This window comes from Pseudomonas sp. NPDC089741 (assembly GCF_044748825.1).
GTDB classification, from domain to species: domain Bacteria; phylum Pseudomonadota; class Gammaproteobacteria; order Pseudomonadales; family Pseudomonadaceae; genus Aquipseudomonas; species Aquipseudomonas helmanticensis.
Genome location: NZ_JBIVGT010000005.1, coordinates 67,138 through 81,991 on the forward strand (window position 1 = coordinate 67,138; position 14,854 = coordinate 81,991).

At 61.0% G+C, this 14,854-nt stretch carries 15 protein-coding genes and 1 riboswitch; of the genes, 12 read left to right on the top strand and 3 right to left on the bottom strand.

Going from position 1 to position 14,854, the window contains the following annotated elements; translation table 11 throughout:
• Positions 1-159 precede the first annotated feature (159 nt).
• Positions 160-1,044: an alpha/beta fold hydrolase gene (locus ACIPZE_RS07400; RefSeq protein ID WP_400772187.1), complete on the top strand. Its 885-nt coding sequence runs from the start codon at positions 160-162 to the stop codon at positions 1,042-1,044.
• A 214-nt stretch (positions 1,045-1,258) separates the two neighbouring features.
• On the opposite strand, the gene map is transcribed toward ACIPZE_RS07400, so the two are convergent.
• The 3 genes from map to ACIPZE_RS07415 all read right to left on the bottom strand — a co-directional run bounded on the left by map (position 1,259) and on the right by ACIPZE_RS07415 (position 3,199).
• Positions 1,259-2,050, bottom strand: coding sequence for a type I methionyl aminopeptidase (gene map / locus ACIPZE_RS07405; protein ID WP_400772188.1), 792 nt, complete (start codon positions 2,048-2,050; stop codon positions 1,259-1,261).
• Positions 2,047-2,274 carry a ParD-like family protein gene (locus tag ACIPZE_RS07410; RefSeq protein WP_007918027.1) on the bottom strand — a complete coding sequence of 76 codons (228 nt, stop codon included), beginning with the start codon at positions 2,272-2,274 and terminating at the stop codon, positions 2,047-2,049. The genes map and ACIPZE_RS07410 overlap by 4 nt, the downstream gene beginning before the upstream one ends.
• 67 nt (positions 2,275-2,341) lie before the next feature.
• A complete protein-coding gene (locus ACIPZE_RS07415) occupies positions 2,342-3,199 on the bottom strand; it encodes a LysR substrate-binding domain-containing protein (RefSeq protein ID WP_283436766.1) in 858 nt (285 codons plus the stop codon).
• Between the two features lie 109 nt (positions 3,200-3,308).
• Between ACIPZE_RS07415 and phnD the strand changes: the two genes are divergently transcribed.
• From phnD to ACIPZE_RS07470, 11 genes are all read left to right on the top strand, one after another.
• A complete protein-coding gene (phnD, locus tag ACIPZE_RS07420) occupies positions 3,309-4,175 on the top strand; it encodes a phosphonate ABC transporter substrate-binding protein (RefSeq protein ID WP_283436767.1) in 867 nt (288 codons plus the stop codon).
• Entirely contained in the window at positions 4,172-4,963 is a 792-nt protein-coding gene (phnC, locus tag ACIPZE_RS07425; RefSeq protein ID WP_283436768.1) for a phosphonate ABC transporter ATP-binding protein, read from the top strand. The genes phnD and phnC overlap by 4 nt, the downstream gene beginning before the upstream one ends.
• A 2-nt stretch (positions 4,964-4,965) precedes the next feature.
• Positions 4,966-5,784 carry a phosphonate ABC transporter, permease protein PhnE gene (gene phnE / locus ACIPZE_RS07430; protein ID WP_400772191.1) on the top strand — a complete coding sequence of 273 codons (819 nt, stop codon included), beginning with the start codon at positions 4,966-4,968 and terminating at the stop codon, positions 5,782-5,784.
• Positions 5,785-5,893: 109 nt separating this feature from the next.
• A complete protein-coding gene (gene psrA / locus ACIPZE_RS07435; RefSeq protein WP_129392883.1) occupies positions 5,894-6,985 on the top strand; it encodes an iron-containing alcohol dehydrogenase PsrA in 1,092 nt (363 codons plus the stop codon).
• A 131-nt stretch (positions 6,986-7,116) separates the two neighbouring features.
• Positions 7,117-8,412 carry an MFS transporter gene (locus ACIPZE_RS07440; protein ID WP_400772193.1) on the top strand — a complete coding sequence of 432 codons (1,296 nt, stop codon included), beginning with the start codon at positions 7,117-7,119 and terminating at the stop codon, positions 8,410-8,412.
• 10 nt (positions 8,413-8,422) lie between these two features.
• Positions 8,423-9,292: a LysR substrate-binding domain-containing protein gene (locus ACIPZE_RS07445; RefSeq protein ID WP_283436771.1), complete on the top strand. Its 870-nt coding sequence runs from the start codon at positions 8,423-8,425 to the stop codon at positions 9,290-9,292.
• Between the two features lie 73 nt (positions 9,293-9,365).
• Positions 9,366-10,193 (top strand): phosphonoacetaldehyde hydrolase, encoded by an 828-nt coding sequence (gene phnX, locus ACIPZE_RS07450; RefSeq protein ID WP_400772195.1) that lies wholly within the window; start codon positions 9,366-9,368, stop codon positions 10,191-10,193.
• A gap of 370 nt (positions 10,194-10,563) precedes the next feature.
• On the top strand, positions 10,564-11,499 hold the full coding sequence (locus tag ACIPZE_RS07455) for a Ppx/GppA family phosphatase (RefSeq protein WP_283436773.1): 936 nt from the start codon (positions 10,564-10,566) through the stop codon (positions 11,497-11,499).
• 41 nt (positions 11,500-11,540) lie between these two features.
• Positions 11,541-11,736: riboswitch (cobalamin riboswitch) on the top strand.
• 143 nt (positions 11,737-11,879) lie between these two features.
• Positions 11,880-12,893, top strand: coding sequence for an ABC transporter substrate-binding protein (locus ACIPZE_RS07460; RefSeq protein ID WP_400772197.1), 1,014 nt, complete (start codon positions 11,880-11,882; stop codon positions 12,891-12,893).
• Between the two features lie 8 nt (positions 12,894-12,901).
• Positions 12,902-13,906 (top strand): iron ABC transporter permease, encoded by a 1,005-nt coding sequence (locus ACIPZE_RS07465; RefSeq protein ID WP_283438638.1) that lies wholly within the window; start codon positions 12,902-12,904, stop codon positions 13,904-13,906.
• A complete protein-coding gene (locus tag ACIPZE_RS07470; RefSeq protein ID WP_283436775.1) occupies positions 13,903-14,667 on the top strand; it encodes an ABC transporter ATP-binding protein in 765 nt (254 codons plus the stop codon). Before ACIPZE_RS07465 ends, ACIPZE_RS07470 begins: the two co-directional genes overlap by 4 nt.
• The last annotated feature ends 187 nt before the right edge of the window (positions 14,668-14,854 follow it).

Below are 14,854 nucleotides of genomic sequence, written 5' to 3' on the forward strand. Positions count from 1 at the left end.
GTGATTCCTTGATATAAGCCTGTCCCTCGCGCTTTGACGGTGACCTACTGTTCGATTAGTTTCCATGTACCCAACTGGCGATGATGTAAAGGTGCGCACCGGTGTTCAAAGGTCGCCGACGGTTTGGCTCAACTCAATCGGAAGAGACCTGTGCACACCATGGCCCCCCCCCTCGCTGACTCGATCCAGAGACAAGACATCACATTGGTTGCCGACGACGGTTATGCATTGTCGGCGATCCGCTACGGCGCATCCGGCGAGGCCAAAGGCAACCTGATCATGGCCGGCGCCACCGGCGTGCAGCAGCGCTTTTATCGGCGCTTTGCCGAGCATGCGGCGCGCCAGGGTTTCAACGTGCTGACGCTTGACTACCGGGGTGTCGGCCAGTCGAAACCGGCTGAGTTGAAAGGCTTTCAGATGGCGTATCTGGATTGGGCCTTCCAGGATCTGGCGGCGGCAGTCGACCTGCTGCGTCAGCAAGCATTGCCGCTGTATTGGGTCGGCCATTCTTTCGGTGGTCACGCGATTGGCCTGCTCCCCAACCACCACGCCCTGACCGCCTGCTACACCGTGGGCAGCGGAGCCGGCTGGAGTGGCTGGATGTCGCGGACCGAAGGCTGGAAAATCCGCTTTATGTGGAAGTTTGTGCTGCCGCTGATCGTCGCCCGCAAAGGCTACATGGCCTGGAGCTTATTGGGCATGGGCGATGATTTGCCGCTGGGCGTTTACAACGACTGGAAACGCTGGTGCAAAAACCCCTACTACTATTTCGATGACCCCGAGATGGCACATCTGCGTGGGCTGTACGCAGAGGTCAAAACCCCGTGCGTTTTCGCCACATCGGTCGATGATCCCTGGGCACCGCCGCGCTCACGCGATGCGTTTGTCAAAGCCATGGTGAATGCACCGCTGACCCTGCTGGATCTGCAGCCACCTCCGGACGGTCAGCCATACGGACACATGGGTTATTTTCGCGAGAGTGCGCAGCCATTGTGGGACGAGATGCTCGACTGGCTGCAAAGCATCCCCGCACACACCAGATAACCTGTAGGAGCTGCCGCAGGCTGCGATCTGTTGATCTTGCAGTTGAAAACAAGATCAAAAGATCGCAGCCTCGTTTCACTCGACAGCTCCTACAGGAATGCATTTCAAATGTGGGAGCGGGCTTGCTCGCGAAGAGTCCGTGTCAGTCATCAACAATGTTGAATGACACACCGCTTTCGCGAGCAAGCCCGCTCCCACAGAGGGTTTATGGTGTTTAGGTGATTGGGGAATAGCCTTCGATCTGATCCGGCCACGCCGTAAGAATTTCAAATCCGGTCTCCGTCACCGCCACCATATGCTCCCACTGCGCCGACAGCGAGCCGTCCTTGGTCAGCACGGTCCAGCCATCCGGCATGTTCTTCACATGCCGCTTGCCGGCATTGAGCATCGGCTCCACGGTAAAAATCATCCCGGCCTTGAGCTTCATGCCCTGATTGGGAAAGCCGTAATGCAGGATTTGCGGTTCATCGTGGTAGACCTTGCCGATGCCGTGCCCGCAATACTCGCGCACCACGCTGAAGCCTTCCTTCTCCGCCAGCGTCTGAATCGCGTGGCCGATGTCGCCCAACGTCGCGCCCGGTTTGACCACGCGAATCCCCGCGCACATGGCGTCATAGGTGGTCTTGATCAGGTGCTGCGCTTCAGGCGTTGGCTCACCGACCACGTACATGCGGCTGGTATCACCGAACCAGCCATCCTTGATCACCGCGATGTCGAGGTTGACGATGTCGCCATCCTTCAACGGCGTGCCCGACGGAATCCCGTGGCACACCACGTCATTGACCGAGGCGCAGACGGTTTTCGGAAAGCCGTGATAACCGACGTTGGCCGGCACCGCTTTCTGCACGTTGACGATGTAGTCGTTGCACAACCGGTCCAGCTCGTCAGTGGTCACGCCAGCCTTGACGTGCGGCACCAGCATTGCCAGGACTTCGGCGGCGAGTTTGCCGGCAGCACGTGATTGCGCGATGTCGGCCGGGGTGTTGATCTTGATCTGGTTTCTCATGCGCTGACGGCTTCCTGAGTCAGTTGTTGCAGATCCAGCCCGCCGTTCTGTTCGGCGCGGATCAGCAAGCGGCAAATGGCGCTGTGGTCGAGGTTGGGGTGCAGTTCGGCGAGCATGCCGATGCGCATCCAGTGCTCGGCCTGCGCGTTGATCGAGCGGCTGAGGGCGTTGCTGGAGATGCGCAGGTTCTCATGCATGTCCTCTGAAATCTTTACGATGCCCATATATGAATCCGATACGATGTGTATATGTATCGTATATTAGCCAAGCCTCGTTGAAAATTGCAAATACTCAGCCCAGCGCTGCCTCGAAAAACGACGAGATGAGCCGACTGGAGCGCCGCTCGGCCAGACAGTACAGGTAGGTCTCGGTATACAGCGCTTCACCCTCAATGCGGATCGTGCGGATTTTCGGGTCGGCAATGAATTCCGCTTCCGACACCACACCCAATCCCAGCCCGCGCACCACCGCTTCACGCAAAGCCTCGCGACTGCCGATTTCCATGGCGATCCTCGGCTTCACTTGCGCCGCATTCAGCGCCTGCTCCAGTACCAGCCGCGTGGTCGAACCGGGCTCTCGTTGCAGCAGCCGCTGCCCTTCCAGTTCTTCCAGGCGCACGCTGCCGCGATTGGCCAGCGGATGCTCATGGTGCGCAAACAAGATGATCGCGTGCCGCGCATAACGCACCGAACACAGCGCCGGGTCATCCTGACGCCCGGCCAGCACGGCGATGTCGGTCACGTAGTTTTCCAGATCCGATAACACTTGCGCCGAGTTACCCACGCGGATCGACACATCGATATTCGGATGCTGTTGCAAATAGCTGTCGACCATCTCGATCACATGAAACGGCCCCACCGCACCGACTTTGAGCTGGCCGCTGTCGAGCCGACCGGAGTCGCGCAACAGGTTGTGCGCTTCCAGTTCCAGCAAGGCCAGCCGCTGCGCGATCGGCAGCAATTGCCGTCCAACATCCGACAGCTCGATCCGCCGCCCGCGCCGATGAAACAGTTCGACGTTGTGCTGACGCTCCAGGCTTTGCACCTGCGTGGTCAGTGTCGGCTGGCTCAAACCCGACGCGCGCGCCCCAGCGCTGAAACTGCCGTGACGGGCGACCGCCAGAAAAGCCCGCAATTTCGCGCTCGACATCCATAGACTCCATCAATAGTTAAGTGCTGTTTCTCATATTGAATTGATTGAATGACTGTCACGTGACAGACCTAGCCTGTGGCAACTCCCAACCACAGCGTGGAATGCCATGAAAACAATTAACCAGTTCCTGCGTGCCGCCAGCCTTGCCGTACTTGCCCTGAGTGCCAGCCAGGTCTGGGCCAAGGACAAACTGACGATTGGCCTGATCCCCTCGGAAGACTCGCAGGCGATGATCGAATCGAGCAAACAAGTGCTCGACGATCTGCAAGCCAAGATCGGCATGCCGGTGGTGCCGTTCGTGGCCACCGATTACAACGGCATCATCGAGGCGCTGCGCTCGGGCAAACTCGACGTCGCTTATCTCGGGCCGTTCTCGTATGTGCTGGCGACCTCGGTGGCCGATGTTGAAGCGTTCTCGGTAGCCGTCACCAAGAAGACCGGCCAGAGCGCTTACAAAAGTGTGATTCTGGCGCGCAAGGACAGCGGCATCCATTCGCTGGCCGACCTCAAGGGCCATACGTTCGCGTTCGTCGACCCGAGTTCGGCGTCCGGCCATCTGTTTCCAAAAGCCGGTCTGGAACAGGCCGGTTTCGCGCCGGACAGCTTGTTCAAGCGAGTGATTTTCTCCGGCTCCCACGACGCCAGCATCCTTGCGGTCGAGAACAGGAAAGTCGACGCCGCCGCCGTGGCTGACCGCATCTTTGCCAGCGCCGTGGCCAAAGGCGTGGTCAAGCAGGATGACTTCGAAATCGTCTGGCGTTCCAAGCCGATCCCTGAATCGCCGATGGTCTGGCGCAAGGCGCTCGATCCGGAGTTGAAGAAGAAAGTCGCCGACGCGCTGGCCTCGATCAAGGACGTGCCGTGGGGTGATCAGGGCGTGCTCAATGGCTTCCAGCCCACCACGGATGCGTCCTATGACGTGGTGCGCGAAACCGCCAAGGTCCTCGATCTCGATTTGCGGAGCATGAAATGATCAGCATCCGCCAACTGAGCAAACATTACGGCAGCAATCCGGTGTTGCGCGGCATCGACCTCGACGTTGCGCCCGGCGAGTTCGTCGTGGTGCTGGGCCAGTCCGGTGCCGGTAAATCGACCTTGCTGCGCTGCATCAATCGACTGGCGCAAGCCGACAGCGGCACGCTGAACGTCGCCGGTATTGACGCCCTCGCCTGCGCGGACACCAGTGTTTTACGCCGTGAAGTGGCAATGATTTTTCAGCACCACAACGTCGTGCCGCGCTTGAGCGTGCTGAAGAATGTGCTGACCGGCCGTCTCGGTTCCGTCGGCACCCTCGCCTCGATTCTGCAACTGTTTCGCCGTGACGATGTGGCGCTGGCGATGCAATGCCTGGAGCGCGTGGAACTGGCGCACAAGGCCGGTGAGCGCACTGATTCGCTGTCCGGCGGCCAGAAACAGCGTGTCGGCATTGCCCGCGCACTGGCGCAGCGGCCGAAGGTGATTCTGGCCGATGAGCCGATCGCCAGCCTCGATCCGAAAACCGCACGACTGGTCTTGCAGTACCTGCGCGATGCCACCCGCGAACTGGGCATCACCGTGCTGTGCAATCTGCACCAGGTCGAATACGCCCGCGAGTTTGGCGACCGCGTGGTCGGCCTCGCTCACGGCAACCTGGTGTTCGATGGCCAAGCGTCGAGCATGACCGAGGCCGATCTGGCGCGAATCTATCCGGGGCAATCGGCCGAGCCATGCGCCGCCATCCCGACACCCAGCCTGACCTACCGCGCCGCCTCGAGGGCCTGAACATGCAATCGCAAAATTATCAGTGGGTCGGTGACCACCCTCGTGGCACGCGCAGCTGGCTGACCACCGCCGGCATCGTCCTGATCGTGCTGTGGACGCTGAACTGGAGCGCACAAGGCGCGCAGCTCAGCCTCGGTGAACTGGCGGCGGGATTGCCGCAGATTGGTGACTTTCTTTCGCGCACCTTTCCGCCGGATCTGAGCATTCTTCCGCGTCTGATCGCACCAGCGGTGGAGACTTTGCAGATCGCCATTTGGGGCACCTTGCTCGGGGTGTTGCTGGCGATTCCAATGTCGTTTCTCGCCGCGCGCAATCTGAGCCGCAATCGCTGGGTGTTTCACATCACGCGCCAGGCGCTGAACTTCACCCGCAGCATCAACGAACTGATCCTCGCGCTGATCTTTGTCTCGGCCGTCGGCCTCGGTCCGTTTCCCGGCGTGCTGGCGCTGGCGCTGCATGGCCTGGGCATGCTCGGCAAGTTCTTCGCCGAGAGCATCGAAGAGATCGACCAAGGCCCGATCGAAGCGCTGCAAGCCACTGGCGCGCGCCCGCTGCAAGTGATCGTGTTCGGCGTTTTACCGCAGGTCATCACTGCCTGGATCGCGGTGATTCTTTACCGCTTCGAGGTCAATCTGCGCTCGGCCACGGTGCTCGGAATGGTCGGTGCCGGCGGCTTGGGGTTCGAGCTGGTGAGCAGTCTCAAACTGTTCAAATACCCGGAAACCGCGACCTGCATCATCGTCATTACCTTCATGGTGATCGTGGCGGACGCCGTTTCCAGTCGCCTGCGTGCATCGATCCAGAGTGGCTCTTCCCATTAGCAGCCGCTGTTATCGGCTCAGCCGATTCAACCCTGCGATTTATCGATTTGTAGCGTTGTCGGCCGCCATCGAGTATGTGCCCACACGACAACAACAAGAAGGATCCACCATGACTGCCCGTTTCCAGAACCCCGTCGATACCCGTTTCGGCTGGGGCAGCCTGCAAGAACTTGCCGCCATCACCGAACAGCAGACCGTCGCCCTCGTGACCTTCCCTGAGGCGCGTGGGCTGGGGCTGGTGGATCGCCTGCAAGCCCTGCTCGGGGAGCGCCTGGTTTATGTATTCGAGGATGTTCAGCCCAATCCCGACGTCGCGCATTTGCGCAGCACCTACGAAGATTTCTGGCAGCAGGCCGGCGACTGTGATGTGGTTCTGGCTGTCGGTGGCGGCAGCGCCATTGACACTGCCAAGGCGTTGATCGTCGGCACCGCGTCGGGGCGTTTCGATGAACTGCTGAATCTGCTGGCGACCGGCAAACCGTTCACCCCGCCGCGCTGCAAACAGCTGATCGCCGCGCCGACCACCGCCGGCACCGGCAGCGAGGTCACGCCATGGGCAACCATCTGGGACAGCGCCAGCCAGAAGAAATACTCGCTGCACCTGGATTGCACCTGGCCGCGCGTGGCGATCATCGACCCGCAGTTGATGCTCACCGTACCCGCCAGCGTCACCGTTTCCACCGGGCTCGATGCGCTGTCCCATGCACTGGAGTCGATCTGGAACGTCAACGCCAATCCAGTCTCGGATACCTTCGCCATCTCGGCGATCGAAGACATTCTCGAATGCCTGCCGAGCCTGCAAAAAGACTTGTCCAGCCAGGAGCTGCGCACGCGCATGGCACTGGCGGCGCTCAAGGCCGGGCTGGCGTTTTCCAACACCAAAACCGCGTTGGCACACTCCATTTCCTATGAAATGACCTTGCGCCATGGCCTGCCCCACGGCATCGCCTGCTCCTTCACTCTGCCACTGGTGCTCGGTCTGGCGTGGGGCCATGACGCCACCCGCGACCGCGTCCTGCAGCGGGTGTTCGGCGCAGACCTGCCCAAGGCTCAACAGCAGTTGCGCGAGTTTCTCCATGCGCTGGGTGTGAAGACCGAGTTTGCCGACTACGGCGTCTCGGCCAAGGACGCCGACGACATCATTCACCTGGCGATGCAGGGCGCACGCGGCAAGAACTTCATCGGTTCTCAAGCTGCCTGACCTCGCCCGACACCTGAACAACCCAAGCTCAGCCAGCGGCGTAAAACGCTGCGGTGATTTCCTGTCGCACCAAAAAAGAGTGCACCCGCCGACGACATCCGGCGGGAATCCACAACAATAAGGAAAAGATCATGAATCGTGCCGAAACAATGCCTGGTCTCGCCGAACGTTCTGCCTCGTTCCGTGTCGCGCAGTGGCGCATGCTGCTGGCGGCGATGTTCTGCTATCTGTTTTTCTACACCGGGCGACAAACCTTCGGTTTCGCCATTCCGGGGATCCAGGCCGAGTTCGGTCTGAGCAAGGAAACCCTCGGCTGGGCCTCTGCCGCGATGCTCTGGGCCTACGCGATTGGTCAGGCGATCAACGGCAACCTCGCCGACAAATTCGGTGGCCGGCGCATCATGACCCTCGGCGCGGTGTTGTCCTGCGCGGCGAACTGGGTGACCAGTTTTGCCAGCGGTTTCTCCAGCCTGATTCTGCCATGGGGCGTCAACGGCTACTTTCAGGCCTTGGGCTGGGCGCCGGGCGGGCGGTTGATCGCCAATTGGTGGGCGGCGGGTGAGCGCGGCAAGGTTTATGGCTTCTACACTTTCGCCGCCGGTTGCGCGTCGATTCTGTCGTACGTCACCTCTATCGTCGTACTCGAAGTGCTGCAACTGGAATGGCGCTGGATCTTCCGTTTGCCGGTGCTGATGATGCTCGCCGGCGGGATCATTTTCTATCTGGTTGCCCGTGAACGGCCGCAGGACCTGGGCTTCGAACCGTTGGCCGATACCGGTGTGGCCAATACTGATGACAAACATCAGGAAGCCGCTTACGGCGCAGTCGAGTCCTCGGCACAACGCTACAAAGCCGTGCTGAAGAATCCTCGCCTGCTGATCGCCGCACTGTCGCTGGGCTTTCAGAACGCGGCGCGCTACGGCTTGATCGTCTGGGTGCCGGTGCACTTTCTCGGCGCTGACTGGAAAAGCGGCGACAGCATGATCGACCCGAAATGGATCACCGTCGCCCTCCCCGTCGGCATGGCGGTCGGCGCCCTGAGCAATGGCTGGGTGTCGGACAAGCTGTTCGGCTCCAAGCGTTATCTGGCGATCATGCTCTATATGGTCCTCGGCGCCGCGACCAGCCTGTGGATGTGGAGCCTGCCGCCGCACAGCGTCATTGGCCTGGTGGCTTTGTTCCTTTGTGGATTCTTCGTCTATGGGCCGGCATCGAGTTTCTGGGCGCTCTGCCCGGATCTGGTCGGTGCCAAACGCGCCGGCACGGCAACCGGGATCATGAACTTTTCGTCCTATCTGTTCGCCGGCTTGGCCGAGCCGATGATTGGTCGTTTGCTTGACACCACGGCAAACACGTCTCTCATCTTCATAGTGGTCACCAGCGCCTGCCTGTGCAGCGCGGCAGTGGCATTGTTCATCCGACGCTGACGGGGCTTGCATGTACCAGTATCACAAGTGGTTGCGTTCGTTTCATGCGGTGGCCAAGACCGGCAGCTTCACGTTAGCCGCCGAGTATCTCTGCGTCGGCCAGCCGACCGTCAGCGAACAGGTCAACGCACTTGAGAAAACCTTCTCGGTGGAGCTGTTCCACCGCCGTGGGCGCTACATCGAGATGAGTTCGGCCGGGCACAAGCTCTATGCGATCACCCAGGGCTTGTTCGGCCAGGAAGATGAAGCGGTGCAACTGCTGCAGAGTTTCAAACAACGCAAGACCGGCATGCTGCGCCTCGGTGCGGTGTCGCCACCGATTGCGATGAACCTGACGTATGAGCTGATGCAACGCCACCCGGATATCGAACTGGAAACTTCGTTCTCTTCGGAAAAGGACACCCTGGCGCGGTTGTTCAACTTCGATATCGACGTGGCGATTCTGGCGTTGTCGGAATTCGATGAGCGCTTTCATACGCAGCTGTATCACCGCTACCCGATCATTGCCGTGGTGCGCGATGACCATCCCTGGGCCAGCCAGACGCAGGTTCACGTCAGCGCGATCAGCAAGGAAAAATGGGTAATGCGCGAAACCAGCGCACGCACCCGGCAACTGGTGGAAGAACGCTGCAAGCGCCTCGACATCGAACTCAATTGCGTCATGCAACTGAACAGCCGCGAAGCCATCGTGCACGCAATCGTCAAAGGCATCGGCATCGGTTTCGTATCGGCCGTCGAGTACGCCGAAACGCCCGGCACCACGCCGATCACCTTTGTCGATCACCCGTTCTTTATCGAATACCACCTGTGTTGCCTCGGCATCCGCAGGAACCGGCCGGTGATTGCCGAACTGTTCGACTCAGCGCCACCGATGAATTGATTCAATCCTGCCTCAAACCGCCTGCCTTTGATTTGAGGGACGGCCAACGCTTACCTGAAAACGGAGATTGACCATGCAGTACAAGCAACCGACTCACCTGCAAGCCGCCATCCTCGACTGGGCTGGCACCGTTGTTGATTTCGGCTCGTTCGCACCAACGCAGATTTTCGTCGAAGCCTTCGCCGAGTTCGACGTCGCGGTATCACTGGAGGAAGCGCGCGGGCCGATGGGCATGGGCAAGTGGGACCACATCCGCACTTTGTGCAACCTGCCGCAGATTGGCGAACGTTACCGTTCTGCGTTTGGTCGTTTGCCAAGCGATGCTGACGTGACCGCGATTTATGAGCGTTTCATGCCACTGCAGATCGAGAAAATCGCCCTGCATTCGGCGCTGATCCCTGGCGCGCTTGTAGCGATTGCCGCGTTGCGTGACAAGGGTTTGAAAATCGGTTCGTGCTCCGGATATCCAGCGGTGGTGATGGCCAAGGTTGTCGAACTCGCGCGGGAAAACGGCTATGTCGCCGATCATGTGGTCGCCACCGATGAAGTGCCCAATGGCCGGCCGCACCCGGCGCAGGCGCTGGCCAACGTGATTGCCCTGGGCATCGACGACGTGGCCGCGTGCGTCAAGGTCGACGACACCTGGCCGGGCATTCTTGAAGGTCGCAGCGCCGGCATGTGGACGGTGGCGCTGACCTGCTCCGGCAACGCGCTGGGCCTGACCTACGAGCAATACCAGGCGCTGCCGTCGGACCGACTGGCCGAAGAGCGCGCGCGGATCGGCAAGATGTTCGCCCCTTCGCGCCCGCATTACCTGATCGACACCATCGCCGAGCTGCCGGAAGTCATTGACGACATCAACGCGCGCCTGGCACGCGGCGAAACCCCACAGTCCTGCTAACCCCACCGCCCCGGTAAGAGCTGCCGAAGGCTGCGATCTGATCGTTCCCACGCTCTGCGTGGGAATGCAGCCCGTGACGCTCCGCGTCACTGGACGCGGAGCGTCCCTAGAGGCATTCCCACGCAGAGCATGGGAACGATCTGTGGCCACGCTTGAATCGCAGGCAAAAAAAAGCTGCCACGAATGGCAGCAGAAACTTTAAGAACACGCGATGTATTGAGGTCAGCATAGACGCCGGATAATGACAGTGTCATGACAGCCGCAAATTCATTGAATCACCCCTGCCCCGTCATCAGGATGTCATCAAGATCACCGCACAATCCTCGCAAACCGTCTTGAGCCTCGCGACGGATGTTTTGCAGGGATTCCCATGAAAGACGACGCCTCGCTGTTTGCCGCCATCGACCTGGGTTCGAATGCCTTTCGCCTGATGATCGGGCAGTCAGTGCGCAGCCGCAAAGGCCTGCTGATACAGGAAGTGAAAACCCTGCGTGAACCGGTGCGGCTTGCCGAGGGTTTTGACGGTGGCGCGCTCGACGCGCTGGCGCTGGATCGCGGCTGGCAGGCATTGGCGCGGTTCGGCAAGAAACTGCGTGGCTTCGAAGCCGGTCGCGTGCGCGCGGTGGCGACCAGCGCCGTGCGCGAGGCCGACAATGCGCAGCTGTTTCTCGCCAGCGCCGAACGGCATCTGGGTTTTCCGATCGACGTTATCTGCGGCCATGAAGAGGCGCGGCTGGTTTACGCCGGCGTCACCCACGCCTTGCCGAGCGCCGTCGACATGCGCCTGGTGGTCGACATCGGCGGCGGTTCCACCGAGCTGATCCTCGGCCAGGGCGCGCAACCGTTGCTCACCGAAAGTATCGCCATCGGCAGCGGCACCTTGAGCACACGCTTCTTTCGCGGCGGCGACCTGTCCGCCGCTGCGTTACAGGAAGCCGAACGTTTCGCCATCCTGCAGTTTGAAAAAGTTGCCCGGCGCTACCGTGCTCAGGGCTGGCAGCAAACCATCGGCTCTTCCGGCACTGCGCGCATGCTGGCTAAAGTGCTCAAGGCCAATCGTCTCAACGACTACGGTCAGGACGGCATCACCTACGGCGGGCTCCTACGCCTGTCGTTGCTTCTGCTGAAGGTGAACAACGTCCAGCAATTGAAACTGGCCGGGCTGCAACCTCATCGTCAGAGCATTCTGCCCGGTGGTCTGGTGCTGATGCTGGCCGCCTTCAAAGTGTTCGGCATCGCACAAATGCTGCCGTCGGAACCGGGCCTGCGCCTCGGCGTGTTGCACGGTTTGATGAGCCAGCATTAATCCTCACCCGGCAGATTCGTCTCCCCTTCAGCGGCCTGATCGACTACCATGCCGCCGCCGGTTTCCAAACGGGATTAATAGGGAATCCGAGGTGCTTGCACAGCATCGATCGGAACTGCCCCCGCAACTGTAGGTGCTGAGCCTGCTCCACGACTGCCACTGGGTGAACCCCGGGAAGGCCGGAGCATTGGCGATGACGCATCAGTCAGGAGACCTGCCGGCACAGTGACTGACTAACCGGCGGGGTGTCCGGGAAGGACACCGTGCCGTGCGCGTCTTCCGGGATGAGCGGCCTTGCGCTGTTGCCCTGACCGCGCTCGATGGTGTGTTTCCGAACCGTACTCTGCCGCTCCCCGTACGGTTTTCCTGGAGACTGCCTCATGCTGCTGCCCCGCGTTGCCACCCTCATCACCGGCCTGTGCCTTGGCACGCTGGCCCATGCGGCACCGACTCAATACCCGCTGACCATCGAAAACTGCGGCAGCAGCCTGACCTTTGAGCATGCTCCCGCTCGTACGGTGACCATCGGCCAGGCCGGCACGGAACTGCTCTACGCCATGGGCCTGAGCGACAAAGTCGTCGGCACCTCGCTGTGGTTCAACAATGTGCTGGCCAAGTACAAGACGCAGGACGACAAGATCGAGCGCCTGGCCGACAACGAACCGAGCTTCGAATCGGTGATCGGCAAACGCCCGGAACTGGTCGCCGTGGAGCTGGAATGGATGGTCGGCCCGCAAGGTGCGGTCGGTACCCGTGAGCAGTTTCATGAGCTGAAGATTCCGACCTACCTGCTGCCCTCCGATTGCGAAGCCAAGGACAATCTGGTCGGCGCCGACGGCACGCGACTGGCGCCATTTCGCATCGACAGCATTTACAAGAGCGTGAGCCAACTGGCGCAGATCTTCGATGTGCAGGATCGCGGACACCAGCTCAACGAGCAACTCAAGGCCAGCCTTGCCAAGTCGATTGCCACCGCACAGGGCAAACAACTGAAAGACGCCAGCGCGCTGGTGTGGTTCTCCAGCGCACAAATGGACATCGAGCCCTTCGTGGCCGGGCACAAAGGCATTCCCGATTTCATGCTGAGCACCCTCGGCGTGCGCAACGTGGTGGAATCCGATGAAGAGTGGCCGACGGTCGGCTGGGAAACCATCGCCAAAGCCAACCCGACGTTCCTCGTCATCGCCCGCATGGATCGCCGTCGCTTCCCCGCTGACGACTATGAAAAGAAACTCGCCTTCCTGCGCAGCGATCCGGTGACGCGCAACATGGACGCGGTGAAAAACAACCGCATCATCATTCTTGACGCCATGGCCATGCAGGCCAGCCTGCGCATGTTCGATGGCCTGGAACAACTGGCCACGGCCATCAACGGCTACGACCTGTCGAAATGAGTGCAAGCCTGATCCGCACGTTGCTGGCCCTGGCGACATTGTTGATGGCCGTGGTGGCTGGCGTGGCCATCGGTGAAACTTCGATTGAACCGGGCGTGGTCCTGCAAGTATTGGCCAATAAGTTGTGGGGGGCCGGTTATGTGCTCGACCCCATTGATGAAGGCATCGTCTGGAACTACCGCCTGACCCGCGCACTGGTCGCCGCTGCCTGCGGTGCCGGTCTGGCGACGTGCGGGGTGATTCTGCAATCGCTGCTGCGCAACCCGTTGGCCGATCCGTATCTGCTGGGGATTTCTGCCGGCGCTTCGACCGGGGCGGTGATGGTCGCGTTGCTCGGCGTCGGTGCCGGAGTCATCTCATTGTCGGTCGGCGCCTTTGCCGGGGCGGTGACCGCCTTCGTGCTGGTGATTCTGTTGGCGCGCGTCAGCGGTTCGGCCAGCGGCACCGGGCAGATCATTCTCGCCGGGATCGCCGGCTCGCAATTGTTCAACGCGCTGACGGCATTTCTGATTACCCGCTCGGCGAGCTCCGAACAGGCGCGCGGGATCATGTTCTGGTTGCTGGGCAATCTTGGCGGCGTGCGCTGGCCCTCGGTATGGCTGGCGGTGCCGGTGGCCATCGCGGGTTTGCTGGTGTGCCTGTGGCATCGGCGGGCGCTGGATGCGTTTACCTTTGGCGCGGATTCGGCGGCGTCGCTCGGCATCCCGGTACGCCGAGTGCAGATCCTGCTAATCGGTTGCGCGGCGCTGGTGACGGCGGTGATGGTGTCGATTGTCGGCTCGATCGGTTTCGTCGGTCTGGTGATTCCGCATGCCGCGCGACTGTTGCTCGGCACCGGTCATGCCCGTCTGCTGCCTGCCAGTGCGCTGGGCGGCGCGGTGTTTCTGATTGCCGCTGACGTGTTGTCGCGCACGTTGATCAAGGGCCAGGTGATCCCGGTCGGGGTGATTACCGCGCTGGTCGGTGCGCCGGTGTTTGCCCTGATTCTGGTTGGTCGGAGATCGGCGCGATGAGCAACGTCCTCAGTTGCGCAGGCTTGACGTTCAGGGTGCGCGGCGCCGAGCTGCTCAACGGCGTCAGCCTGGAGGTCACGCGCGGTGAAACCCTCGGCATCGTCGGGCCAAATGGCTCGGGCAAATCGACCTTGCTGAAACTGCTTGCCGGATTGCGTGAACCGAGCGCTGGCGAGGTGCTGCTGGAAGGTCAGCGCCTCGGCAAAATGCCCCGTCGCAGCATCGCGCAAAAACTTGCGGTGGTGGAACAGCAGGCCGACACCGACGACGGCATTCGCGTGTTCGACGCCGTTGCACTGGGCCGCACGCCGTGGCTTTCGGCGTTGCAACCGTGGTCGCATGCCGACGACGCCATCGTCCAGCAAGCGCTGACCGACGTTGACGCGACTCACCTGCGCAATCGTCTTTGGCGTAGCCTGTCGGGCGGTGAACGGCAGCGAGTGCACATCGCCCGGGCGTTGGCGCAGCGACCGCAAATTCTACTGTTGGACGAGCCGGCCAATCATCTCGACATTCAGCATCAACTGACCATTCTCAACGTGGTGCAGGCGTTGCCGGTGACCACGTTGATCGCCCTGCATGATCTAAATCAGGCGTTGAAATGCGATCGTCTGGCGGTACTGGAGCGCGGGCGGTTGGTGGCGTTGGGCGAGCCGCTGGAGGTGCTGACACCACAGCGGTTACAGGAAACATTCGGGGTCAAAGCGCATTACCTGACGGACCCGTTCGATGGGGCACAGATTCTGCGTTTTCACGCATGAAGGCGTGCATGTGTGTCGTCTGCCACACTTGGACTGCCGCTGGACACAGTAGCAACAGCCTCCCGGCGATGCCAAGGAAATCCCCGATTCTGAACTTCACACACAACCCTTGTAGGAGTGAGCCTGCTCGCGATAGCGGTGTGTCAGTCAACTCATTACTGACTGATGCGACGCCATCGCGAGCAGG